The organism is Vibrio sp. 10N.222.52.C12, assembly GCF_041474215.1.
Lineage (GTDB): Bacteria > Pseudomonadota > Gammaproteobacteria > Enterobacterales > Vibrionaceae > Vibrio > Vibrio crassostreae_C.
Genome location: NZ_JBFRTR010000049.1, coordinates 1 through 23,038, shown reverse-complemented (window position 1 = coordinate 23,038; position 23,038 = coordinate 1). Strand labels below are relative to the sequence as shown.

The following is a 23,038-nucleotide window of genomic DNA, read 5'->3' as shown; positions in this document are numbered from 1 at the left end:
TTTACTGAACTTTTATTTTTTGTATTTTTAATGCAATTAACTTATTGATAATTAATGGATATGAGTGGTTTTTTAGTGTTTATGCTCTATTTTTTGACTTGGTGAGATCTATGTCAGATTTTTGTAAGTAACATTTAATAGATGCCTGTTCCGTAAGGCTAAGTGTGATCTGTGTTTTAATTTGTTATTATTTGAAAAATTAGTTTTAAGTCCGCATATGAAGGGTGTTTCCTGCCCAAATTCTCTATGTTTCTCTCAAAATATAGGTGAGTTAAATTTGTTCGTTTTGATGTTTTATTGATGGCTTTATGAATAGTGATTTTTAAGAAGTGAGTGCTCAAAAGATGGAAACACCAGTCGTTGATTTGTGGCTTTGTTCTCTAAGCAATTTGGATGAAGGTACTGATCATGTGTCGTGCCTTAAACAGAAACTGACCGACGATGAAGTCGCTAAGGTTGAGCGTTATCGAATGCCTTCATCTCAGATCCAAGCGCTCTATGTTCGTAACTACTTACGAGAGGTTCTGTCGATCTACTCTGATTTGACGGCTGAAGAGTGGCGATTTGAGTATGGTGAAAAAGGCAAACCAAGCTTGATTGCAGAGCAGCAACACAAAACCGGACTGAATTTCAATATTAGCCACAGTCAAGATCATTTACTGATTGCTGTCTGCCGAACGAAAGGGCAACCACTACAGCTTGGGGTGGATATAGAACATGCAAGAAGCTCGACCAACATCGCGGCGATCATGAAGCATTACTTTTCGGAATTTGAGATTAACGATTTACTCGAGCTGGATGAGGTATCTCAAAGAGAACGTTTTTTTGATTTGTGGGCACTGAAAGAGTCGTACATCAAAGCGACAGGTAAGGGGTTGGCCACATCATTGAAAAGTTTTTCGTTCGATTTTTCCAATCTAACTCAACAAACGCTGCCAGTTCATTCGTCGGGTTTACGACCAGAGTTACATGGAGGAATCATTGTCCATAACGGTGTAGGGTTGGATGCTGCTGAAAATGACAATACTTCAACAGATTGGCAATGCAGTTTAGGAAGGCTGGATAACCAGTTTCGATTTGCCGTGACGCTTGGTGGTGCAACGCTTCCTATGCAATTAGAGATTAAGTGCTTCCCCAAATCGAAGCTACTTGGCTGAGTTTACGTTCGTTACACTAGAACCTTTAGCTTCTAATCTTGAACACGGCTCGCTCTCAGCCATTCGTAATATTGGCTAACTCGTTTCGCCAAGCATCGCTTTTAATACTTCTGCGGGTACAGGCTGAAGTTGTTTGTCTTTATCTAGGCAAACCATCTCGATATCACCAATCACGGCAGGTTTGGTTGCATCTTTACGCCAAACCTCTTGTCGCCATAAGGTTTTGTATTTTCCATCGAGTTCAAAAGAGGTTCGGATGTCGCAGATCTCAGCGAACTCAACCCCATCTTGAAAAGTCATGTTGGCTTTATAGACTGCAAAACCTAGTCCGTGCTCATTCCACAACTCCGCCAGTTTATCGCTGCCCAAGACATGTTCGCGCGCACGCTCGAAGTATTTAAGAAAGTTAGGGTGATAAACCACACCAGAGTGATCGGTATCTTCATAGTAAATTTGTACTGGGTGATGGTAGATCTGACTCATGGGTATCAACTCTTGGTAAGTAGTGGGACAGTAAATCTGGCTAAGTTGTGCAGCACTCTACAGGATAGGTCGAAATTACTTCAAGGCATCATCGGTAATGTGGCTTTTGGTCAGACCTCATTCATTACTATTACATTGGTCAGCTTCCACCCATTTACAAATATTCTATGTGTCATTTTCCACCCATTAATTTTTGTAGCGAGTTAGCGGCAACTGCAGGCAGATCTGATGAAGCCTTGCGGTTAAAGGCTTGTTAATGGATTGTGTCAATGTGGCGCGCTAATTGCCTTAGTGAAAGCACGCAGTTCCCATTGAAGGGCTGCTTTGTTTACTAAGGAGAATAATAATGTTTAAGCCTCTTACCCTGCTGTCTGTATCTGCTCTGGCGCTCACAAGTTTTAATGCTGCTGCAAACTGTGACCCTGGTGAAATCGTGATTAAATTCAGTCATGTAACCAATACCGATAAGCACCCGAAAGGCATCGCCGCTTCTTTACTGGAAGAGCGAGTAAACACAGAAATGAATGGAAAAGCTTGTATGCAAGTTTTCCCTAACTCAACACTTTACGATGATAATAAGGTACTGGAAGCCCTGTTAAATGGTGATGTTCAAATGGCGGCGCCATCGCTGTCAAAATTTGAGAAGTTCACTAAGAAATACCGCATTTTTGACCTTCCTTTCCTATTTGAAGACGTAGAAGCCGTTGACCGTTTCCAAAACTCAGAATCTGGTGAAAAGCTGAAGAACGCGATGAAGCGTCGTGGCCTGCAAGGTCTTGCGTTTTGGCACAATGGCATGAAACAGATGTCGGCGAACAAACCTCTTATCAGCCCTGAAGATGCAAAAGGTTTGAAATTCCGTGTTCAAGCATCGGATGTATTGGTGGCTCAGTTTGAACAACTGGGTGCTAACCCACAGAAGATGTCTTTCAAAGAAGTATACGGTGGCCTACAAACTAAGGTTATCGATGGCCAAGAGAACACATGGTCAAACATCTACGGTAAGAAGTTCTTTGAAGTACAAGACGGCGTGACAGAAACTAACCACGGTATCCTTGATTACCTGGTAGTAACGTCGAACGACTTCTGGAAAGACCTACCTGAAGATGTACGTACGCAACTTGGCACAATCGTTCAAGAAGTGTCTGAGACTCGTAACGCAGAATCTTCAAAAGTTAACCTAGCGAACAAAAATAACATCATCGAAGCGGGTGGTGAGGTTCGTACGCTTACGCCTGAACAGCGTGAAGCATGGGTAACTGCGCTTCAACCAGTATGGAAGAAGTTTGAAAAAGACATCGGTTCAGACCTTATCGATGCAGCGTTAGCTTCAAACCAATAACACCGCTAAGGGAGTGGCGAGTATTCGTCACTCCTTATTAAAACAATTATAAGCGGAGTCAATTATGGAAAAGCCTCAAATGGAACAACCAAATTCTAGCGAATCAGCACTGGAAACCTCTCTTTTTTCCAAAGTCGGAAGAATTACGGATGTGATTGAAGAGTCACTAATCGCATTTTTCCTTGGCGCAATGACGCTACTTACTTTTGCCAACGTGGTATTTCGATACGCATTCAATGACAACATCTTATGGGCACTGGAACTGACCGTGTTCATGTTTGCTTGGATGGTGTTAGTGGGCGCATCTTATGGCGTTAAAAAACACTTCCACATTGGTGTTGATGTGATCATCAACCTTGCCCCAGAAAAGCTACGCAAAGTGTATGCGCTCATCGCCGTGACAAGCTGCCTAGCATTTTCAATCTTACTTCTTATCGGTTCTTGGAATTATTGGTACCCATTCGCGACCGATCGCGCATGGTACGAGACCGACGATATTCCAATGCCAGAGATGCTTCAGTTTCTTGCTGACTGGCTGAATGAAGGCGAGCGATACGAGAAACTGCCACGTTTTATTCCTTATATGGCGCTGCCGATTGGTATGGCAATGCTGACGTTCCGATTTATCCAAATCGCTTATCAAGTGGCGACGGGAAAGCTTGACCGCATGATTGCAGGCCATGAAGCCGAAGAAGAGCTGGATGCGTTGAAAGCAGACGTGCTAGCGGGCTCTGACGAAGATGCGACAGCGGTATTGAATTCGACTCCGCAGAACAAAGCGAATGAGTCGAGTACAAAATCTAACGGTAAGGAAGACTAATCATGGCAATGTTATTTCTATTTTTAATGGTAATTGCTTTCATGTTGGTCGGTGTACCAATTGCAATTTCCCTCGGTTTATCGAGCGTAATATTCTTATTGATGCACTCAGATGCGTCATTAGCTTCAGTCGCACAAACGCTGTTTAATGCATTTGCAGGCCACTACACACTCTTAGCGATTCCTTTCTTTATTTTGGCCTCTAGCTTCATGTCTACTGGTGGCGTGGCGAAACGTATTATCCGTTTTGCTATCGCGATGGTAGGTTGGTTCCGCGGCGGCTTGGCGATGGCGTCGGTTGTGGCATGTATGATGTTCGCAGCCCTTTCTGGTTCATCTCCTGCAACGGTAGTGGCGATCGGTAGTATCGTTATCGCAGGTATGATCAAAAACGGTTACTCAAAAGAGTTCGCGGCAGGGGTTATCTGTAACGCGGGTACTTTGGGTATCTTGATTCCGCCGTCCATCGTGATGGTGGTTTACGCGGCTGCGACCGATGTATCGGTAGGTCGTATGTTCTTAGGTGGCGTTATTCCTGGTTTGCTGGCGGGTGTGATGTTGATGATTGCTATCTACATCGCAGCACGTATTAAGAAGATTCCGGCACAGCCATTTGTGGGCTGGGGCGAGATGTTCGCAGCTGCGAAAGATGCGAGCTGGGGCTTGCTGCTGATTGTCATCATTCTAGGTGGTATCTACGGCGGCATCTTTACTCCGACAGAAGCGGCGGCAGTGGCTGCGGTGTATGCCTTCTTCATTGCCAACTTTATCTATAAAGATATGGGGCCTTTCGCTGACAAGAACAATACAAAGCCTGCTTTGGTTAAGGTGTTCCAAACGTTTTTCCATAAAGACACCAAAGACACACTTTACGATGCAGGCAAGCTGACGATCATGCTGCTGTTTATCATTGCCAATGCTCTGATTCTTAAGCATGTACTGACCGAAGAACGCATTCCTCAAATGATCACTGAGTCTATGCTATCTGCGGGCTTGGGTCCGATCACCTTTTTGATTGTAGTAAACGTTTTACTCTTGATTGGTGGGCAGTTCATGGAGCCATCAGGCTTGCTGATCATCGTTGCTCCTTTGGTATTCCCAATTGCAATTGCGCTCGGTATCGACCCAATTCACCTAGGTATCATGATGGTGGTGAACATGGAGATAGGGATGATAACGCCGCCTGTCGGGCTCAATTTGTTTGTGACCGCAGGTGTCGCGAAGATGTCGATGATGAACGTGGTAAAAGCCGCATTGCCGTGGGTTGGGGTGATGTTCTTATTCCTGATTATCGTCACTTACGTACCTTGGGTATCAACATGGTTACCAACCACCTTGATGGGACCAGAGATCATAACCAAGTAGCTATTTGAGTCATTCACTGACATGGAATTTAATCCATAAAAAATGAGGAGGTCGCTAGACCTCCTCATCTATATTTCTGCCACGATTTGAATGAGGCTTTATCTGCTCATACAAAGCGCGTTTTGCCTCTAATTCTGGCGTGTGTAGATCGACATGATTGTCAGCATAAAAAATACCATCTATCTCGAAAGTATCGGTAATCGATGGCACTTTTGTTTTCTCACCCATAACCACTTCCTTATTATATTTATTGCATAACATCCTGTTGTCGAAATAAGTATAGGTGATCTTGCTCCCAAATCTAATTTAGTTTGGTTCTACCTTATAAGATTCTTTCGTTAGTTGGTGCTTTTGCATCTTATCGTAGAGGGTTTTCCTCGGTAATTGCAGCCTCTCCATGGTCTCTTTTATACTGCCATTGCATTCAATAAGTGCCTGCTTCAACGTGTTTTTTTCAAAGTCAGATACCAATTCTGCCAAAGACAGTTCTTGAGTAGTTTCAGTGGCGCTGTCTGATAAGTGAGAAAGCTTACCTAAAAGTACAAAACGCTCTGCAGTATTACGTAATTCTCGAACATTTCCCGGCCAATCATGAGCCAAAAGTGCGTGCAGCTCCTTTTGTGGAAGGGCAGGGGCAGTCTTGCCATAACGCGCCGCAGCGACCAGTAAGAAGTGGTGGAAGAGTGCTGGGATATCTTCTTGTCGGCTTCTTAACGGCGGTAAATCTAAGGTCACAACATTGAGTCGATAATAGAGATCTTGGCGGAAAGAGCCTTCTTCAGCGGCTTTCTTTAGGTCGACTTTAGTTGCCGCAATCACTCGAATGTCTAGAGGGACTAAACCATTAGACCCAACCCTTTCGATGACGCGTTCTTGCAAGACGCGCAACAGGCGAATTTGTGCCTGCATTGGCATGGACTCAATTTCATCTAAGAATAGAGTTCCGCCCTGAGCAAATTCAAATTTACCGACACGTTTGCTTTCTGCGCCAGTGAATGCCCCTTTCTCATGGCCATACAGTTCACTCTCAATCAGATTTTCAGGTACTGCGCCGCAGTTGACTGCGACGAAGTTTTGTTCTCGCCTGCTGCTTTGTTCATGCAGAGAGCGTGCAACTAATTCTTTGCCAGTGCCTGTTTCGCCAAATAGCAATATGTCGGCATTGGTATCGGCAACGTGAGTGATGATAGACCGCAGCTCCGTCATTGATTGCGTGTCACCAATGATCCTTGGACCAAGTGCTTGGCTGGCTTTAAGTGAACGTTTTAACTCAAGGTTCTCGAGGGTGAGCTGACGTTTTTCTATCGCTCGCTTAGTGGTTTCGACTAGGCGTTCATTAGCGAAAGGTTTTTCAATGAAGTCATAGGCGCCGTATTGGATGGCTTGAACGGCCATTGAAATATCGCCGTGACCAGTAATCATGATCACAGGGATCTCTTTGTCTTTGTGCATCACGGTGTTGAGCAGATCATGCCCGGATAGACCTGGTAGACAGATATCAGTGATGATCACGTGAGGTAAGCCGTTTTCTTGAATCGCGAGCAGAGCAGACTCCGCATCGGGAAAGAATTCGGCATCAATGTCGGCGAGCTCGAAGCTCTGTTCAATCGCCATTCTTAGATCGGATTCATCATCAATGAAATAGACGTGACACATAGTGATTCCTTTACTTCTTTGTATTCTGGTTATTGCTGATTTTTTGTTTGCTGTTCATGTCCAACAAGGGGCAACTCTATGCTGATTCGAGCACCGCCTTGAGGGCTACTACCGGTAACGAGCTTGCCATTTATTCCGTTGATTATTTGTTGAGAAATCGATAGCCCAAGTCCAAGTCCGTTTTTCTTGGTGGTATGGAAGGGTTCAAAAAAGTTTCCGCTAGAAGGGGAGGTGAAGCCGGGGCCGTTATCATCGACATGAATTAGCAAGGTATTGGCTTGTTGATGGTCGGACTCTCTAATCTCTAACAGAATAGCTAATTGTTTGTCATCTTGTTGTTCCACCGCCTGAATCGCGTTGGTCAGCAGGTTAATGATCACCTGTTCCAGTTGAATGGCGTTGGCGAGCACGCAAGCATCAAAGGTCTCAGGGAGTTCGTTGACCTTAACTCGCTCGCTCTTGAGTTGTGGCTTCATCAGCTCTTTCGATGAATGTAAAACTGGGAGTATTTGTAAGGTGTGTAGCTCTTCCGCAGTAGATTTTTTGGCGAACGAGCGAAGCTGGTGGCTGATTTTCGCCATACGATCAGTGAGTGCCGAGATTCGCGATAGATTGTCATCGACACGATCGGTTTTTTCTTTGGCAAGAAACAATCGGCCGTTGTCGGCATAACTGCGAATCGCGGCAAGCGGGTTATTCAGTTCGTGACTGATGCTCGCTGACATCTGCCCTAGCACTGCTAGTTTGGCGGCTTGGATGAGCTCGTCTTGGGTTTGCCTCAGAACATGCTCGGTTTCGATACGGTGTTTGATCTCAACATGTAACTCCGATGTACGTTCAAGCACTTGAAATTCGAGTTTTTGCTTGGCTTCGGATTGCAGCCTGTCTATCTGTGCTCGTCTTTGTTGTCTATGGTGGTTGAGCTGCATTGTTAGATAAATAATCGCAAAGATTAGGCTCAAAACCACAAGGTAAGCAACCAAGTCCCACCAAACTAAGTGGGTTGGAGAAAATACCCGTATGGTGAGTCTTGGTTCGGCTAGGAAACGCGAAGAACTAAAGAACTGCTCTTGGACGAGTTTGTGTGGCGACTCAATACGACTGGTGGCACTGTCTAAATCGCCGGAGAAGTGCAGGCTTTCTATTTTTGTATCGAGATACTGCCTGCTTTCTTGAATTCGAGTGTGTTGTACTTCGCTTAGCGGCTGAAGGCTTTTGAACAGCCACTCAGGGTTACTCGACATAAATACAATTTGATCTTTATCGTCAGCAACAAAAAAACTCTGTTTGCCTTTCCAACTTGCTTCAATCAGCGATAAATCCATCTTTACGACAATGACGCCAATAATCTCGGCGGCATAGGAGACGGGGTAAGAATAATAATAGCCTCGCTTTCCAGAGGTTGAACCTAGCGCAAAATATTGATTTTCATTGCCAATAATCGCTTCTTGAAAGTAGGGGCGGAAAGCAAAGTTACGACGAATAAAAGAACGCGGTTGATTCCAGTTACTGGCTGCAATGGTGGTGCCGATACTGTCTAGTAGGTAGGTGTCGGATGCTTGAATCACCGAGTTTACGTGCTCTAGATAACGATTAGTGAGTTCGATTTGCGCAGAGTTACTTGGAGAGTGCAGGGCATCGACCAGCTCTTTGTCTTTTGAAAGCAGCTCGGGAATGTGCGCGAACTTATCCAATTGGCTTGAAATATGAACAGAAAAGCGGTCCAGCTTAGATTGATGATCATTTAACAAACTTTCATGGCTCGTGCTCCACACCCAATGACCGCCAAACACCATCAGTAAACTGTATGTGACCATTAACAGTATTGGGATTTTAAAAGCTTGAAACATGAAGGCTCTCCGCTGATTTCTTTGGTAAACAATCAAGCCTGTCTTCTCTCGTTTATGGTAGCAAATAGCGGTAGTTTTTGCTGAAAGCAGAGAGTGAACAGATGGATGTAGGTTAAGGGTTTGTAACGGGGATTGTTGAAAAAGTTATCGACTCTGAGGGGTAAAACAAGAGCAAGATCTCTTTTTAAGGTTTTTAGCAAAAAAAGCCCTCGATTCCCTTGAAAAAGTCGCTATTGTCCCCATTTCTGTTGTGCTAAGTGATGATTTGATCGTTTTTGTATCACTTAGTTGGACGAATTTAGAGCATTCATCATCATGCAGAGGTGAACGGCTCGACAGAGATTAAACAGATCGCTAGAATGTCGCGTCTAAAATTTCTGTCCTGAGGCTAATCGGAGATACCTTTCTTGTTTCTGAAAACAAGCTTTATTGCGTTTTAATCGACGTGTGAAGAACGAAGATATCGCTGATTAGTCTGGTGTTTGGTTGAATAATCAATTCAGACATCAATGCTCGATTTTAAATTAGGTGTTCGGATAGAGCACTACACAAGGATGCAGCCAACAACGTCTGCTTTTGAATTAAAGCTAAGTTACGGCTCATATGCTCAGATTACTGAGCCAGTTTTGAGGTTTATATAATGCAAGTTACTGTTGAAACGCTAGAAGGCCTAGAGCGCCGTCTTAATATTACTGTTCCTGCTGCTAACATCGAAGATGCAGTTACAGCTGAACTACGCAACATCGCGAAAAACCGTCGTTTCGATGGTTTCCGTAAAGGCAAAGTGCCAATGAAGATGGTTGCTAAAATGTACGGCAAAGCAGTACGTCAAGACGTGATGGGCGAAGTAATGCAACGTCACTTCATCGAAGCGATCGTTAAAGAGAAAATCAACCCAGCTGGCGCACCTACTTTCGCACCAGTTGAAAACAACGAAGGCGCTGACCTAGTATTCAACGCAACTTTTGAAGTTTACCCAGAAGTTGAGCTGAAAGGTCTAGAAAACATCACTGTTGAGAAACCAGCAGTAGAAGTTAAAGAAGCTGACGTTGAAGAGATGATCGAAACTCTACGTAAGCAACAAGCAACTTGGACTGAAGTTGAAGCTGCTGCTGACGCTGGTTCTCGTGCAACTATCGACTTCGTTGGTTCTATCGACGGTGAAGAGTTTGAAGGCGGCAAAGCTGAGAACTTCCCACTAGAGATGGGCGCTGGTCGCATGATCCCTGGCTTCGAAGACGGTATCGTTGGTAAAACAGCAGGTATGGAATTCGAAATCGACGTAAACTTCCCAGAAGATTACCACGCTGAAAACCTAAAAGGTAAAGCAGCTAAGTTCTCTATCAAGCTGAACAAAGTTGAAGCTCGTGAACTTCCAGAACTAAACGAAGAATTCGTTGCTAAGTTCGGCGCAACTGACGGCGTTGAAGGTCTTAAAGCTGAAGTTCGTAAGAACATGGAGCGTGAGCTTAAGCAAGCTGTTAAGAACCGCATCAAAGAGCAAGCTATCGACGGTCTAGTTAACGAAAACAACATCGACGTACCTTCTGCTCTAATCGATCAAGAGATCGGTGTTCTACGTCAACAAGCTGCTCAACGTTTCGGTGGCAACACTGAAGCTGCTGACCAACTTCCACGTGAGCTGTTCGAAGAGCAAGCTAAACGTCGCGTAGTTGTAGGTCTTCTACTTGGTGAAGTAATCAAGACTGAAGAGCTAAAAGCTGACGACGAGAAAGTTAAAGCTATCATCGAAGAGATGGCTACAGCATACGAAGATCCAACAGAAGTTATTGCTTACTACGAGCAAAACGAGCAAATGATGAACAACATGCGCAACGTTGCTCTAGAAGAGCAAGCTATTGATGCAATCATCGCTAAAGCTCAAGTTTCTGATAAAGAAGTTAGCTTCAACGAGCTAATGAATCAGCAACCTGCTTAATATAGTAATATCTGACGTAGAAGGTTGACGTACGGTCAACAATTCTGCTAACAATGGTCCGTATGATTTAATCATTCGGGCCATTTATTTTAGGGACATAAGAATATGAGCTACCAAGAAAAAAATACAATGCCATCGATTATGGACGCACTAGTTCCTATGGTGGTTGAACAGACTTCCCGTGGTGAACGTTCTTACGATATTTATTCTCGTCTATTAAAAGAACGTATCATTTTCTTAACAGGTCAAGTGGAAGACCACATGGCAAATCTTGTCGTGGCTCAACTGCTTTTCTTGGAATCAGAAAACCCAGACAAAGATATCTATCTTTACATCAACTCACCTGGCGGTAGCGTAACAGCAGGCATGTCTATCTACGACACAATGCAGTTCATCAAGCCAAACGTGAGCACAGTATGTATGGGTCAAGCTTGCTCTATGGGTGCATTCTTACTAGCGGGTGGTACTCCTGGTAAGCGTCACGTGCTTCCAAACTCACGTGTAATGATTCACCAGCCACTTGGCGGCTTCCAAGGCCAAGCGTCTGATATTCAAATTCACGCGCAAGAGATCCTAACGATCAAACAAAAGCTAAACAAACTATTGGCAGAGCACACTGGTCAGCCTCTAGAAGTTGTTGAGCGCGATACAGATCGTGATAACTTCATGTCTGCTGATCAAGCAGTAGAATACGGCTTGGTGGATTCAGTTCTTAATCACCGCGGTCAATAATTGCAGGGCAATTGTTTAACGCAAAGTGATTCAAATTGATATACACTCAAGCATAGAGAGTTAAGGCTAAGAGGTTAGCGAATGACAGATAAAAGCAAAGAGGGTGGTAGCGGTAAACTGCTTTACTGCTCTTTCTGTGGCAAAAGCCAACACGAAGTTCGCAAGTTAATCGCAGGTCCTTCTGTTTACATTTGTGATGAATGTGTCGATCTTTGTAACGACATTATTCGTGAAGAAATTAAAGATGTTCTTCCTAAGAAAGAATCGGAATCGCTGCCAACGCCGCGTGAGATTCGTGAGCATCTTGACGACTATGTAATCGGTCAAGAATACGCGAAGAAAGTGCTAGCAGTTGCAGTTTATAACCACTACAAGCGTTTACGTAATGGTGATACGACAGCTGAAGGCGTAGAGCTAGGTAAGAGTAACATTCTTCTTATCGGTCCTACTGGTAGTGGTAAAACACTACTGGCTGAAACATTGGCTCGTTTCCTAGACGTTCCTTTCACAATGGCAGACGCAACAACACTAACCGAAGCGGGTTACGTGGGCGAAGATGTTGAAAACATCATCCAGAAGTTGCTTCAGAAATGTGATTACGACGTAGCGAAAGCGGAACGCGGCATTGTTTACATCGATGAAATCGACAAGATTTCTCGTAAAGCTGAAAACCCATCAATCACGCGTGACGTGTCTGGTGAAGGTGTACAGCAAGCTCTACTAAAACTTGTTGAAGGTACAGTAGCTTCAGTTCCACCTCAAGGTGGTCGTAAGCATCCACAGCAAGAGTTCTTGCAAGTGGACACGTCTAAGATCTTATTTATCTGTGGTGGTGCGTTTGCAGGCCTAGATAAAGTGATTGAACAGCGTGTAGAAACAGGTTCAGGTATCGGCTTTGGCGCAGAAGTGCGTTCAAAAGATGAAACCAAAACTATCGGTGAATTGTTCACTCAAGTAGAACCTGAAGATCTAGTGAAATATGGTCTGATTCCAGAATTCATTGGTCGTCTACCTGTGACAACAACACTGACAGAGCTTGATGAAGAAGCGCTAATCCAAATCCTATGTGAGCCAAAGAATGCACTTACAAAACAGTACGCAGCATTATTTGAGCTTGAGGATACAGAGTTAGAATTCCGTGAAGATGCTTTACGTGCCATTGCTAAGAAAGCAATGAACCGTAAAACAGGTGCTCGTGGTCTACGTTCTATCTTGGAGGGTGTTCTACTAGAAACTATGTACGAACTGCCATCTTCAACTGATGTAAGCAAGGTTGTGATTGATGAGTCGGTAATTAATGGTGAGTCAGAACCACTATTAATTTACAGCAACTCAGATAACCAAGCAGCTGTTGCAGAGTAGGTCTTTTTTAGACAAGTCACTCAAATTGAAAAAGGAGGTAAGCAATTACCTCCTTTTTTTTATTCTTCCATTGAATCCAGTCGTTTAAGCCCCATATACTGCTTTATAAGTTAAAGCGGAAGAGAGAAATATATGAACTTGGAACGTTCCGAGCGTATCGAAATCCCCGTGCTACCTCTACGTGATGTAGTGGTTTACCCACACATGGTTATTCCATTGTTTGTTGGTCGTGAAAAATCGATTACTTGCCTTGAATCGGCAATGGAAGCTAACAAACAAGTACTACTTGTAGCGCAGAAAGAAGCGGACACTGATGAGCCTTCAATTGACGACCTATTTAAAGTAGGAACTGTCGCTACCATTCTTCAGTTACTAAAGCTCCCTGATGGTACTGTTAAAGTGCTTGTCGAAGGTCAGCAGCGTGCAAAAATTCACCAATTCAAAGAAAGTGAGTTTTTCTTAGCGGACGCAGAATACGTTGTAACCTCAGAACTTGACGAAAAAGAACAAGAAGTGGTTGTTCGCAGCGCGATCAATCAATTCGAAGGCTTTATTAAGCTGAACAAAAAGATTCCACCAGAAGTTCTAACATCTCTGAACGGTATTGATGAGGCAGCTCGCCTTGCTGATACGATTGCTGCACACATGCCACTTAAACTGGTAGACAAGCAGCACGTTCTAGAAATCTTAGATGTGACTGAACGTCTGGAATTCTTGATGGGCCAAATGGAGTCAGAAATTGACATCTTGCAAGTTGAAAAACGCATTCGTGGCCGCGTTAAGAAGCAAATGGAAAAATCTCAGCGTGAGTACTACCTGAATGAGCAAATGAAAGCGATTCAGAAAGAACTTGGCGAGATGGACGACGCTCCTGATGAATTCGAGACTCTGAAGAAGAAGATCGAAGACTCTAAGATGCCTCAAGAAGCTCGTGAAAAAACCGAGCAAGAACTGCAAAAACTGAAAATGATGTCGCCAATGTCTGCTGAAGCAACAGTAGTACGTAGCTACATTGATTGGATGGTGGGCGTTCCTTGGGCTAAGCGTTCAAAAGTGAAAAAGAATCTAGCGAAAGCGGAAGAGATCTTAAACGAAGACCACTACGGCTTAGAGCGTGTTAAAGAACGTATTCTTGAATACTTGGCAGTACAAAACCGTATCAACAAGCTAAAAGGCCCAATCCTTTGTCTTGTTGGTCCTCCTGGTGTAGGTAAAACCTCGCTAGGTCGTTCGATTGCTGCGGCAACGGGTCGTAAGTACACGCGTATGGCACTTGGTGGCGTTCGTGATGAAGCTGAGATTCGTGGTCACCGTCGTACGTACATCGGTTCACTTCCGGGTAAACTGATCCAGAAGATGTCTAAAGTTGGTGTTAAGAACCCACTGTTCCTATTAGATGAGATCGATAAGATGTCTTCTGATATGCGTGGCGACCCATCTTCAGCACTTCTAGAAGTTCTAGATCCAGAACAAAACAACGCATTTAACGATCACTACCTAGAAGTAGATTACGATCTGTCAGATGTTATGTTCGTGGCAACATCGAACTCGATGGACATTCCTGGGCCTCTACTGGACCGTATGGAAGTGATTCGTCTATCTGGTTACACAGAAGATGAGAAGCTGAACATTGCTAAGAGCCATTTACTGGACAAGCAAGTTCAACGCAACGGTCTTAAGCCTCATGAAATTGAGATTGAAGACTCTGCAATCATCGGCATCATTCGTTACTACACGCGTGAAGCGGGTGTACGTAGCCTAGAGCGTGAAATCTCAAAGATCTGTCGTAAAGCAGTGAAGAACATCTTGCTAGACAGCGATCTTAAGTCTGTAACGGTTAACATTGATAACCTGAAAGAGTACTTAGGTGTTCAACGCCACGACTTCGGTAAAGCGGATGAAAGCAACCGTATCGGTCAAGTAACAGGCCTAGCGTGGACTCAAGTGGGTGGTGATCTACTGACTATCGAGACCGAAGCAATGCCGGGCAAAGGTAAGCTAACGCAAACTGGCTCACTTGGCGACGTGATGAAAGAGTCGATTCAAGCGGCAATGACAGTGGTTCGTTCTCGTGCTGAAAAACTGGGTATCAACTCAGATTTCTACGAAAAACGTGACATTCACGTTCACGTACCAGAAGGTGCTACACCGAAAGATGGCCCGAGTGCGGGTATCGCAATGTGTACTGCACTTGTCTCTAGCTTGACGGGTAACCCGGTTAAAGCAGAGGTCGGTATGACAGGTGAAATTACCCTTCGTGGTGAAGTTTTACCTATCGGTGGCTTGAAAGAAAAACTGCTTGCTGCACACCGTGGCGGCATCAAAACTGTACTGATCCCTAAAGACAATGAGCGTGATTTGGAAGAGATTCCAGACAACGTAATCGCTGACTTGAAGGTGATCCCGGTTCAGTGGATTGAAGAAGTACTCAAAGTCGCGCTAGAACGAGATCCGTCAGGGGTCGAGTTTGACGTGAAAAAATAGTGATGCATAGCAAAAATAAGTAAAGAATTACGCTGATAGGCCCGAAAAGGCTTGTCAGCGTTTTTTTTGGACGCTAAGTTATTGAACAAAGCGGCAGCCCTTTTGCAATAAGGCTTGCGGCTAAATTAAAACCAAAATGGAACGTACAGTCATCAGAAGTAGTCACAGATGACACATAGGGGAAAAACAGTGAATAAAACACAACTAGTAGAATCAATCGCAGAAAACGCAGACATCTCTAAAGCTTCAGCTGGCCGCGCTCTAGACGCATTCATCGAAGCAGTTGGCACAACGCTACAATCTGGTGACCAAGTTGCACTTGTTGGCTTTGGTACTTTCAGTGTTCGTACTCGTGCTGCTCGTACAGGTCGTAACCCAAAAACTGGTGAAGAGATCCAAATCGCAGAAGCTAAAGTACCTGGCTTCAAAGCGGGTAAAGCACTTAAAGACGCATGTAACTAATTTTCACTGCTGAAACCTCCATTTAAGAGGGGAAGGCAGTAAAATGCGTTTACTGTTTGAAAAATGATGTTTCATTCTTAAACAGTATGTGTACAAAGCACATTGAACTTATTTAAATTATGCGCATCCTACTGATGCGCATTTCTTTTTCTGATAATATCGCGTGAATAGATTTTTATTTTGAAGCCAATGCTTCATATCCGGAGAGCACTTAAATTATGATGGATCGATTACGCGAAGGCGTGAATAGCATCGCGGTAAAAATTATCCTTGGGTTGATTATCCTGTCATTCGTATTCGCAGGTGTAGGCAGCTACATCACCGGTGGCGGTAACAACGCAGCAGCTAAAGTTGGCAACACAGAAATTGCTCGTGGTGAGTTCGAACAGGCTTACCAAAACGAACGTAATCGTATGCAGTCTCAACTTGGCGATTACTTCGCGCAAATGCTTGCAGACCCTGCTTACGTAGAGTCTTTCCGTAAATCAGTACTTGATCGCATGATCAATGACGTACTGCTTGAGCAGCAAGCTGAGTCTCTAGGCCTACGAATCAGTGATTCTCAAATCCGCACCATGATTCTAGAAATGCCTCAGTTCCAAACGGCGGGTCAATTCGACCAAGAAGTTTACCAATCGGCACTACGTCGTGCAGGTTTCAGCGCAGAGAGCTTCGCTGAATACATGCGTCGTGACCTAATGCGCAACCAGCTTGTGACTGCACTTCAAGGCAGTGAATTCGTTCTTCAGGGCGAAATCGATACTCAGAGCAAGCTTATCGCACAAACTCGTGACATTCGCACAGTGACACTGTCTGTTGCTGACCTTGCAAAAGACATCGAGTTAACTGACGAGCAAATCGAACAGTACTACCAAGAGAACCCAGCAGCTTACACTCGTCCAGAGCAAGCTAAGGTATCTTACATTGAGCTTTCTGCTGAAGCGCTTAAGTCTCAGCTTGAAGTAAGCGATGAAGAAGCACAGAAATACTACCAAGAGCACCTAGACAAGTACTCAACGGAAGAGCAACGTAAAGTTAGCCACATCCTAGTTCAAGGCGATGACGAAGCGAAAGCTCAGGCAATCCTAGACGAGCTAAATGCAGGCGCTGATTTTGCTACGCTAGCGGAAGAGAAATCTGACGACTTCGGTAGTGCAGATGTTGGTGGTGATTTAGGTTGGATTGAACGCGACGTTATGGACCCAGCATTCGAAGATGCGGCTTTCGCTCTTGAGAATATTGGTGATACGACTGGCCTAGTTAAATCTGATTTCGGCTACCACATCATCAAGCTAGACGAACTAAAAGCGTCTCAAGCTCAGCCTTACACTGAAGTAGCGGCAGAGATTAAGACAGAGCTTCTAGACCAACACGCAGTTGATCAGTTCTACGAGCAACAAACTGAGCTAGAAAAAGTAGCGTTTGAATTCCCAGATTCTCTAGATGATTCTGCAGAAGCTATCAACGCGAAGATCACAACGACAGATTTCATCTCTCAAGTTGACGCTCCAGAAGTTCTGATGACGCCTGCAGTTATGCAAGCTATCTTGAGCCCTGAAGTGAAAGAAGACGGTCTAAACTCGGAAGTTATCGAAGTTGCACCTGAGCACGTAATTGTTGTTCGTGTAGAAGAGACTCGTGATGAGACAGTTCTTCCTCTAGCTGAAGTGAAAGATCAAGTTGTCGCTGCACTGTCTGCTGTACAAGCAGAGCAGCAAGCGGTTGAGCTAGGTGTTTCTCTAGTGAACGAACTTGAGCAAGGCAATGAAGCAGTACTAGCGGACAACAACCTTGAGTTCACTGAACTTGAAACGATTGACCGTAACTCGCCATTAGCGGCATCTGTATTCGCTCTAGCGAAACCAGAAGCAGGTCAAGCTGTGTTCGGTCAATCTAAAGACCAAGACGGTAATATCGTTGTTGTTGAGCTTTCTAAAGTAACGGCTGAGATCAACCCAGCCTACAGCACTCAAATTGGTGCACAGTTGGAGCGAGTTGGTAACCAGCAAGACCTGACTAACGTATTAAACGTACTTCGTAAAAACGCAGACGTTGAATACTACGTAGTGGGTCAAGGTCAGTAAGCGTTTGATTACCTCAGTAGCAAGCTCAAGTTAGAGCTTACTACTGAAATCAACACGTGATTGTTAGGCTTTAATTCAGATTTGTGAGCCAACAAACAAGCTGATGAAAATAAGATGTATAACGAAGCGGGTCACTTAGGTGATCCGCTTTATTTTTATCTGGTGATTGTGTTATCTAGCGCGGCAAATGCATAAGTTACGTTTTTTGAACAAAGGAACTATTTATGCGCACGATATATTCAACACTAATTCTTTCATTTCTGATGCTCTTAAGCCCTGCCGTGTTTGCAGACAGCCCAACCAAGGCTGAGCTTTACGAAGGCATTGAGATTACGGTCAACATCAATACCGCGACGGCAGAAGAACTTTCAGCACTATTGGTTGGCGTGGGTGACAAGAAAGCCAAAGAAATCGTCGATTACAGAGATCAGAACGGGGCATTTACTACTGCTGATGATTTGGTGAGTGTCAAAGGGGTAGGTGAAGCGACGGTTGAAAAGAACCGCGAAAGAATTCAACTTTGACCCGTTTTTCTACTTGTTAGAAATGAAGCGATAGATATGAAGCCTCCGGCCAATGCACCTGCTAGGTGGGCTTCAATCGCGATACGAGCATTAATCAGTTCACCAGTCGTGCTAGAAGGGCCAATAAGCTGCTCCCAAGCGATTTTAGCGACTAATCCGAATACTAACAGCCAACTAGACTTCCTGCCGTTTAAAGCCTCTCTGAGCGCGAATAAGCCAAACAACCCATGCAAAGTGCCCGATAGGCCAACGTAGATCTGAATACTTGAAAACAACAGAGCGACGCCAGTCACTAAACTGATCACAAGCAAAGCAACAACAAGCTGTTTTTTACTCGGTTGAAACAGGTAGCTGATGATCCACAAGCCTGCTAGATTCATCAGAAGATGCGAGTAGTTGGTATGTGAAAAGTTTCCTGTTAGGATTCGCCACCATTGCCCATCGGCAATCGCATTGCTATCCCAAACGACCCAAGCTTGTATTGGCTCAAATTGGAATAAGACGCATAAAAGTGAAATGAAAATTAAAACAGGGTACACATTAAATCCATGTCTCGTTATTGCCCCCAATGCAGCAAGGCTTTGAAAGCTTGTATTTGTCAGTGGGTTACACCACTCGAATCGAATGTTGAGCTTATCATTCTTCAGCACCCATCAGAAGAGCATCGTCCGATGGGAACAGCGCGTATTCTCTCGTTATCTCTTAATAACAGCGTGACGTTTGTTGGCGAAGACTTTTCAGACAACGAACAACTCAACGCATTGTTGTGCGATGAACAGTATCAACATGTGATTTTATACCCAAGCGAAAACTCTGTTTCAGTTGAGTCGGCGACATCTCCCAATAAGAAGCTGCGTGTGATTTTATTGGATGGCACGTGGAAGAAAGCATTCAAGATGTGGCAAGTATCGAGTAACTTGCATGCGTTGAACACGGTTCATTTACCGAAAGATCTCAAGGGTAATTACCGAATTCGCAAAGCACCCAGTGAAAATAGCCTTTCAACCGTTGAAGCTGGCTATCATTTACTTAGCTTGTTAGAGCGTGATGGCGACTTTAGCCCTTTGCTAACGGCATTTGACCAAATGATTCAGTTTCAAATCAATCAAATGCCGCCGGGCGTGTTTGAGAAAAACTACTTAGATTAAGCCGTTTTAGTAAAGTGAGTCAGGAATTAAAACTCGGTATGAGCTGAGAACAGTTGCTGATGCATTTTCTGCGCAAGATCATCAGTCATCGATGAAATGTAATCGGCTATCACGCGCATTTTTCGAGACTCATCTTGATGTTGTAGCCATTGCTTCTTGATGGGCAGTGGCAGCAAGCGTTCAGGATCTGCGCTGAATGCTTCAAACATATCCATGATGATCTGTTGACCTTTGTATTCGATGACCTGAACCTGTGGCACTTGAATAACGAACTCGCTGACAAAGTGTTTCAGCTTATCGAGTGTGCCGTCCATGCTCGGCTCGAGCACCGCATTGTAAGCCAACAGTACATTCTCAAAGTTAGCCTCCACTCGCTTAATCGAGATACTGGTCAACAGTGCGTTGACTATCCCACCAATCGCATCCTTTCGACGATACTGTTCACCAGAGAAAAGCATCTCTGTAATTGAATCTAGGTGTTCACAAATCCATGGGTCGGCCATCTCTTTCAGTTGAGGGTAAGCCGATTCGACCCACTGAGCTTTGGTCACAGAGCCAAGCACAATCGCATCTTCTAAATCGTGCACGCCATACGCGATGTCGTCAGCAAGTTCCATGATCGAACAATCCAGTGACTTATATTTGGTCTTGTTGTGCTCAAGTGGCTCGGTATGCGTTTTTCTTTTCTGTTTTAGGAGCTGTTGGTCGCTGCTTGAAAGCGGTTCAAGCACCCAGTTAAACAACTCTTCATCATGATCGTAGATGCCTTTTGCTGGCATCCAATCTTTAGCTCGGAGTTGTCGTTGATGCTTAACGGGTTCAGACTGCAATTTAGCTTGAACCTCACTCAGCAGAGAAGGGTACTTAATTAGACCTAACAAAGTGCGTCGAGATAGGTTCATCCCGTGATGTTCAGTGTAAGGTTCTAGCTGTGTGACTATGCGAAACGTTTGAGCGTTGCCCTCAAAGCCGCCGTGGTCGCGCATCATGTAGTTGAGTGCGACTTCGCCGCCATGTCCATAGGGTGGATGACCGATGTCGTGAGCCAAACACAGTGAATCAATCAAACTGTCTGAGGGTAATAGGTCTCGAAATTCGGGCTGCTTTTTCTTCAGTTGAGCGACGATACCGGTGCCAAGCTGAGCGGCCTCAAGAGAGTGAGTAAGGCGCGTTCGGTGAAAGTCGTTGACCGTGGTGCCATGGATCTGGGTTTTCGCTTGTAAGCGACGGAAAGCAGCAGAGTGAAGCACGCGCGCACGGTCACGCTGATACGGGCTGCGGTGGTCATCCCGTCTTATTTTATGTTCATCGTCATTTCGATGCTGCCATTCTTGTTCGAGTACAAAGGGTGGTTCGAGTTGAGAATTCAAAATAGCACCTATCAAATTGATTTATTTAGCTAATTAAAAACAACTTATACCCAGCTAGCTTATCTCGTCTAGTGATAATTCAAAGCTCGGTGCGAATGTGGTGAGAAAGTAGTCCATTTCTGGGCTTTTGCGTTGTTCGAGTGTCTCTTCCAATCGGCGCTTGGCTTGCTCGTATTCATGATTGCCCGCACTGAGCTCTTCCAAGCATTTCAGGTACGCACAGATAGTATCTGCCTGCTTGATGATGCTTTGCTCTTCTTTACTCGCAGTACCAGATATTAAGAAGGGGGCGAAGTCGTCTCTGAACTCTTCTGGCAACATCGAAAGCAGTCTTTGTTCTGCCGCGGCTTCTATCTTCTTATACTCTTGTGCAATATCCGGGTTGTAGTATTTAACTGGCGTTGGCAAATCACCCGTCAGTACCTCACTGGTGTCGTGGTACATGCCAAGCAGAGCAATGTGCTCGGGGTTAAGCTGACCATCAAACTTCTTGTTTTTGATCAGTGCCAAGGCGTGTGCCACGAAAGCAACCTGTAGGCTATGTTCTGAAATGTTCTCGCTTGATACCGAACGCATCAGGGGCCAGCGTTGAATTAGCTTCATGCGTGCGAGATGGGCAAAGAAATGGCTCTGTTTCATAAATGTCCTTATAGTACCAATCGTAGTAAATAACTGGTCATCCTAGCTTGTTAAAAAACTCGATAACTATGTTAGAATTTTTGATTGTAGAATAACTACTTATCGAAGCTGCTTGTCGAAAATAGCTGCCTTGTTCTCAAGCTTTTTCCCTACGCTATTTCTGAACACTTACTTACTGTGATTGGTATAAACAATACTCCACTCGTATCTTGTGTTTGCACAGGGATACGAGACAGCGGATACAAAAAAGGCTCCTAAACAGGAGCCTTTTAAGCATAGAAGTGAATGAATACAAGTTAAAGTCTTTTAAAACAGCAAATTGTAGCCATCTTTCTTTGTGCTCATTAACCTTCGATGAGGTCGTCTTGGCTGTAAGTCTGTAAGAAGCGCTCTAAACGACCAATTGCGATTTCTAGATCTTCGATGTGCGGCAGAGTCACGATACGGAAGTGATCCGGTTTCGGCCAATTGAAGCCCGTACCTTGAACCAATAGCACCTTCTCTTGCTTAAGGAAGTCGAGTACAAACTTCTGATCGTCTTTGATGTTGTACATGTTGGTGTCGATTTTAGGGAACAGGTACATTGCACCTTTCGGTTTCACACAAGAAACGCCAGGGATCTTGTTGATCAGTTCCCATGCACGGTCACGCTGTTCAAGCAGTCGACCGCCTGGAAGAATCAGCTCATTGATACTCTGATAGCCACCGAGTGCGGTTTGGATAGCGTGTTGCATCGGAACGTTGGCACACAAACGCATTGAGGCCAGCATTTCTAGCCCTTCTACATAGCCTTTCGCTAGGTGTTTAGGGCCTGTTAAGAACATCCAACCACCACGGAAACCACATACACGGTAAGCTTTAGATAGGCCGTTGAACGTGACCATTAATACGTCTTCAGCAAGCGTTGCCACTGAAGTGTGTACCGCACCGTCGTAAAGTACTTTGTCGTAGATTTCATCGGCGAAGATGATCAAACCGTGCTCACGAGCAATCTCAACCACTTGTAATAGGAAATCACGGCTGTATACCGCGCCTGTTGGGTTGTTCGGGTTGATAAGAACGATGCCGCGCGTCTTTGGTGAGATCTTCGCGCGCATGTCGTCTAAATCTGGATACCAATCAGCATCTTCATCACACATGTAGTGAACCGGTGTACCACCAGAAAGCGCAACAGACGCTGTCCATAGTGGGTAATCCGGAGCGGGAACTAAGATTTCATCACCATTATCCAGTAGCGCTTGCATAGACATAACGATAAGCTCTGATGCGCCGTTACCAATGTAAACGTCTTCTACATCAAGGTTACGTAGGCCTTTTTTCTGGTAGTGCTGAACAACCGCTTTGCGGGCTGAATAGATGCCTTTTGAGTCGCAGTAACCTTGAGATGTCGGTAGGTTACGGATTACGTCAACAAGGATTTCATCAGGGGCGTCAAAACCAAATGGGGCGGGGTTACCAATATTAAGCTTCAGTATTTTATGCCCTTCTTCTTCCATGCGCTTAGCATGTTTGAGTACAGGCCCCCTGATTTCGTAGCATACGCTGTTGAGTTTTGACGACATCCCGATATTTTGCATTGCCGATTTCCTGAAATTAATTTAAATACTTTATTAAAGTACCGC

The 23,038-nt window shown here is 44.6% G+C and carries 20 protein-coding genes and 1 pseudogene; 13 read left to right on the top strand and 8 right to left on the bottom strand.

Going from position 1 to position 23,038, the window contains the following annotated elements; genetic code table 11:
* Window positions 1-344 precede the first annotated feature (344 nt).
* Window positions 345-1,157, top strand: a complete 813-nt coding sequence (locus AB4623_RS09465; protein WP_017060627.1) for a 4'-phosphopantetheinyl transferase superfamily protein — start codon at window positions 345-347, stop codon at window positions 1,155-1,157.
* 75 nt (window positions 1,158-1,232) lie between these two features.
* Here the strand turns inward: AB4623_RS09465 and AB4623_RS09460 are convergent, their stop codons facing one another.
* A complete protein-coding gene (locus tag AB4623_RS09460; RefSeq protein WP_004736070.1) occupies window positions 1,233-1,640 on the bottom strand; it encodes a thioesterase family protein in 408 nt (135 codons plus the stop codon).
* Between the two features lie 346 nt (window positions 1,641-1,986).
* Between AB4623_RS09460 and AB4623_RS09455 the strand changes: the two genes are divergently transcribed.
* The 3 genes from AB4623_RS09455 to AB4623_RS09445 all read left to right on the top strand — a co-directional run bounded on the left by AB4623_RS09455 (window position 1,987) and on the right by AB4623_RS09445 (window position 5,166).
* Window positions 1,987-2,982 carry a TRAP transporter substrate-binding protein gene (locus AB4623_RS09455; protein ID WP_017071719.1) on the top strand — a complete coding sequence of 332 codons (996 nt, stop codon included), beginning with the start codon at window positions 1,987-1,989 and terminating at the stop codon, window positions 2,980-2,982.
* A gap of 64 nt (window positions 2,983-3,046) precedes the next feature.
* Window positions 3,047-3,802 (top strand): TRAP transporter small permease, encoded by a 756-nt coding sequence (locus AB4623_RS09450; RefSeq protein ID WP_372146247.1) that lies wholly within the window; start codon window positions 3,047-3,049, stop codon window positions 3,800-3,802.
* Between the two features lie 2 nt (window positions 3,803-3,804).
* On the top strand, window positions 3,805-5,166 hold the full coding sequence (locus AB4623_RS09445; protein ID WP_017060625.1) for a TRAP transporter large permease: 1,362 nt from the start codon (window positions 3,805-3,807) through the stop codon (window positions 5,164-5,166).
* Window positions 5,167-5,220: 54 nt separating this feature from the next.
* Here AB4623_RS09445 and AB4623_RS09440 read toward each other — a convergent pair whose 3' ends face one another.
* The 3 genes from AB4623_RS09440 to AB4623_RS09430 form a co-directional block, all read right to left on the bottom strand.
* A complete protein-coding gene (locus tag AB4623_RS09440) occupies window positions 5,221-5,394 on the bottom strand; it encodes a hypothetical protein (RefSeq protein WP_017060624.1) in 174 nt (57 codons plus the stop codon).
* A 78-nt stretch (window positions 5,395-5,472) separates the two neighbouring features.
* Window positions 5,473-6,822 carry a sigma-54-dependent transcriptional regulator gene (locus tag AB4623_RS09435; protein WP_372146245.1) on the bottom strand — a complete coding sequence of 450 codons (1,350 nt, stop codon included), beginning with the start codon at window positions 6,820-6,822 and terminating at the stop codon, window positions 5,473-5,475.
* A gap of 29 nt (window positions 6,823-6,851) precedes the next feature.
* Window positions 6,852-8,672 (bottom strand): ATP-binding protein, encoded by a 1,821-nt coding sequence (locus AB4623_RS09430; RefSeq protein WP_372111867.1) that lies wholly within the window; start codon window positions 8,670-8,672, stop codon window positions 6,852-6,854.
* Window positions 8,673-8,835: 163 nt separating this feature from the next.
* Between AB4623_RS09430 and AB4623_RS09425 the strand changes: the two are divergent.
* From AB4623_RS09425 to AB4623_RS09390, 8 genes and pseudogenes are all read left to right on the top strand, one after another.
* Window positions 8,836-9,018 (top strand): annotated as a pseudogene (locus tag AB4623_RS09425) (hypothetical protein); the annotation flags it as partial.
* A gap of 294 nt (window positions 9,019-9,312) precedes the next feature.
* On the top strand, window positions 9,313-10,611 hold the full coding sequence (gene tig / locus AB4623_RS09420; RefSeq protein WP_017065881.1) for a trigger factor: 1,299 nt from the start codon (window positions 9,313-9,315) through the stop codon (window positions 10,609-10,611).
* Between the two features lie 105 nt (window positions 10,612-10,716).
* The gene (gene clpP, locus AB4623_RS09415) at window positions 10,717-11,343 is read left to right on the top strand and encodes an ATP-dependent Clp endopeptidase proteolytic subunit ClpP (protein WP_004736080.1); all 627 of its coding nucleotides are present in this window, start codon (window positions 10,717-10,719) and stop codon (window positions 11,341-11,343) included.
* A gap of 81 nt (window positions 11,344-11,424) precedes the next feature.
* Window positions 11,425-12,705, top strand: a complete 1,281-nt coding sequence (clpX, locus tag AB4623_RS09410; RefSeq protein WP_009847283.1) for an ATP-dependent protease ATP-binding subunit ClpX — start codon at window positions 11,425-11,427, stop codon at window positions 12,703-12,705.
* A gap of 132 nt (window positions 12,706-12,837) precedes the next feature.
* Window positions 12,838-15,189: an endopeptidase La gene (gene lon, locus AB4623_RS09405; protein WP_229647710.1), complete on the top strand. Its 2,352-nt coding sequence runs from the start codon at window positions 12,838-12,840 to the stop codon at window positions 15,187-15,189.
* A 168-nt stretch (window positions 15,190-15,357) separates the two neighbouring features.
* The gene (locus tag AB4623_RS09400) at window positions 15,358-15,651 is read left to right on the top strand and encodes an HU family DNA-binding protein (protein ID WP_012604504.1); all 294 of its coding nucleotides are present in this window, start codon (window positions 15,358-15,360) and stop codon (window positions 15,649-15,651) included.
* 218 nt (window positions 15,652-15,869) lie between these two features.
* Window positions 15,870-17,735, top strand: coding sequence for a peptidylprolyl isomerase (ppiD, locus tag AB4623_RS09395; RefSeq protein ID WP_017060618.1), 1,866 nt, complete (start codon window positions 15,870-15,872; stop codon window positions 17,733-17,735).
* A 224-nt stretch (window positions 17,736-17,959) separates the two neighbouring features.
* Window positions 17,960-18,259: a ComEA family DNA-binding protein gene (locus AB4623_RS09390; protein WP_372146243.1), complete on the top strand. Its 300-nt coding sequence runs from the start codon at window positions 17,960-17,962 to the stop codon at window positions 18,257-18,259.
* Here the strand turns inward: AB4623_RS09390 and rrtA are convergent.
* Window positions 18,250-18,798 (bottom strand): rhombosortase, encoded by a 549-nt coding sequence (gene rrtA / locus AB4623_RS09385; RefSeq protein WP_017060616.1) that lies wholly within the window; start codon window positions 18,796-18,798, stop codon window positions 18,250-18,252. The genes AB4623_RS09390 and rrtA overlap by 10 nt on opposite strands.
* A gap of 9 nt (window positions 18,799-18,807) precedes the next feature.
* On the opposite strand from rrtA, the gene AB4623_RS09380 reads away from it, so the two are divergent.
* Window positions 18,808-19,407 (top strand): tRNA-uridine aminocarboxypropyltransferase, encoded by a 600-nt coding sequence (locus AB4623_RS09380; protein ID WP_017060615.1) that lies wholly within the window; start codon window positions 18,808-18,810, stop codon window positions 19,405-19,407.
* A gap of 26 nt (window positions 19,408-19,433) precedes the next feature.
* On the opposite strand, the gene AB4623_RS09375 is transcribed toward AB4623_RS09380, so the two are convergent.
* From AB4623_RS09375 to AB4623_RS09365, 3 genes are all read right to left on the bottom strand, one after another.
* Window positions 19,434-20,777, bottom strand: a complete 1,344-nt coding sequence (locus tag AB4623_RS09375; protein ID WP_017060614.1) for an anti-phage deoxyguanosine triphosphatase — start codon at window positions 20,775-20,777, stop codon at window positions 19,434-19,436.
* 54 nt (window positions 20,778-20,831) lie between these two features.
* Complete coding sequence (gene yfbR, locus AB4623_RS09370) at window positions 20,832-21,416, bottom strand: 5'-deoxynucleotidase (protein WP_372146241.1); 585 nt, start codon at window positions 21,414-21,416, stop codon at window positions 20,832-20,834.
* 344 nt (window positions 21,417-21,760) lie between these two features.
* Window positions 21,761-22,993, bottom strand: a complete 1,233-nt coding sequence (locus AB4623_RS09365; RefSeq protein WP_017060166.1) for a pyridoxal phosphate-dependent aminotransferase — start codon at window positions 22,991-22,993, stop codon at window positions 21,761-21,763.
* Between the last annotated feature and the right edge of the window lie 45 nt (window positions 22,994-23,038).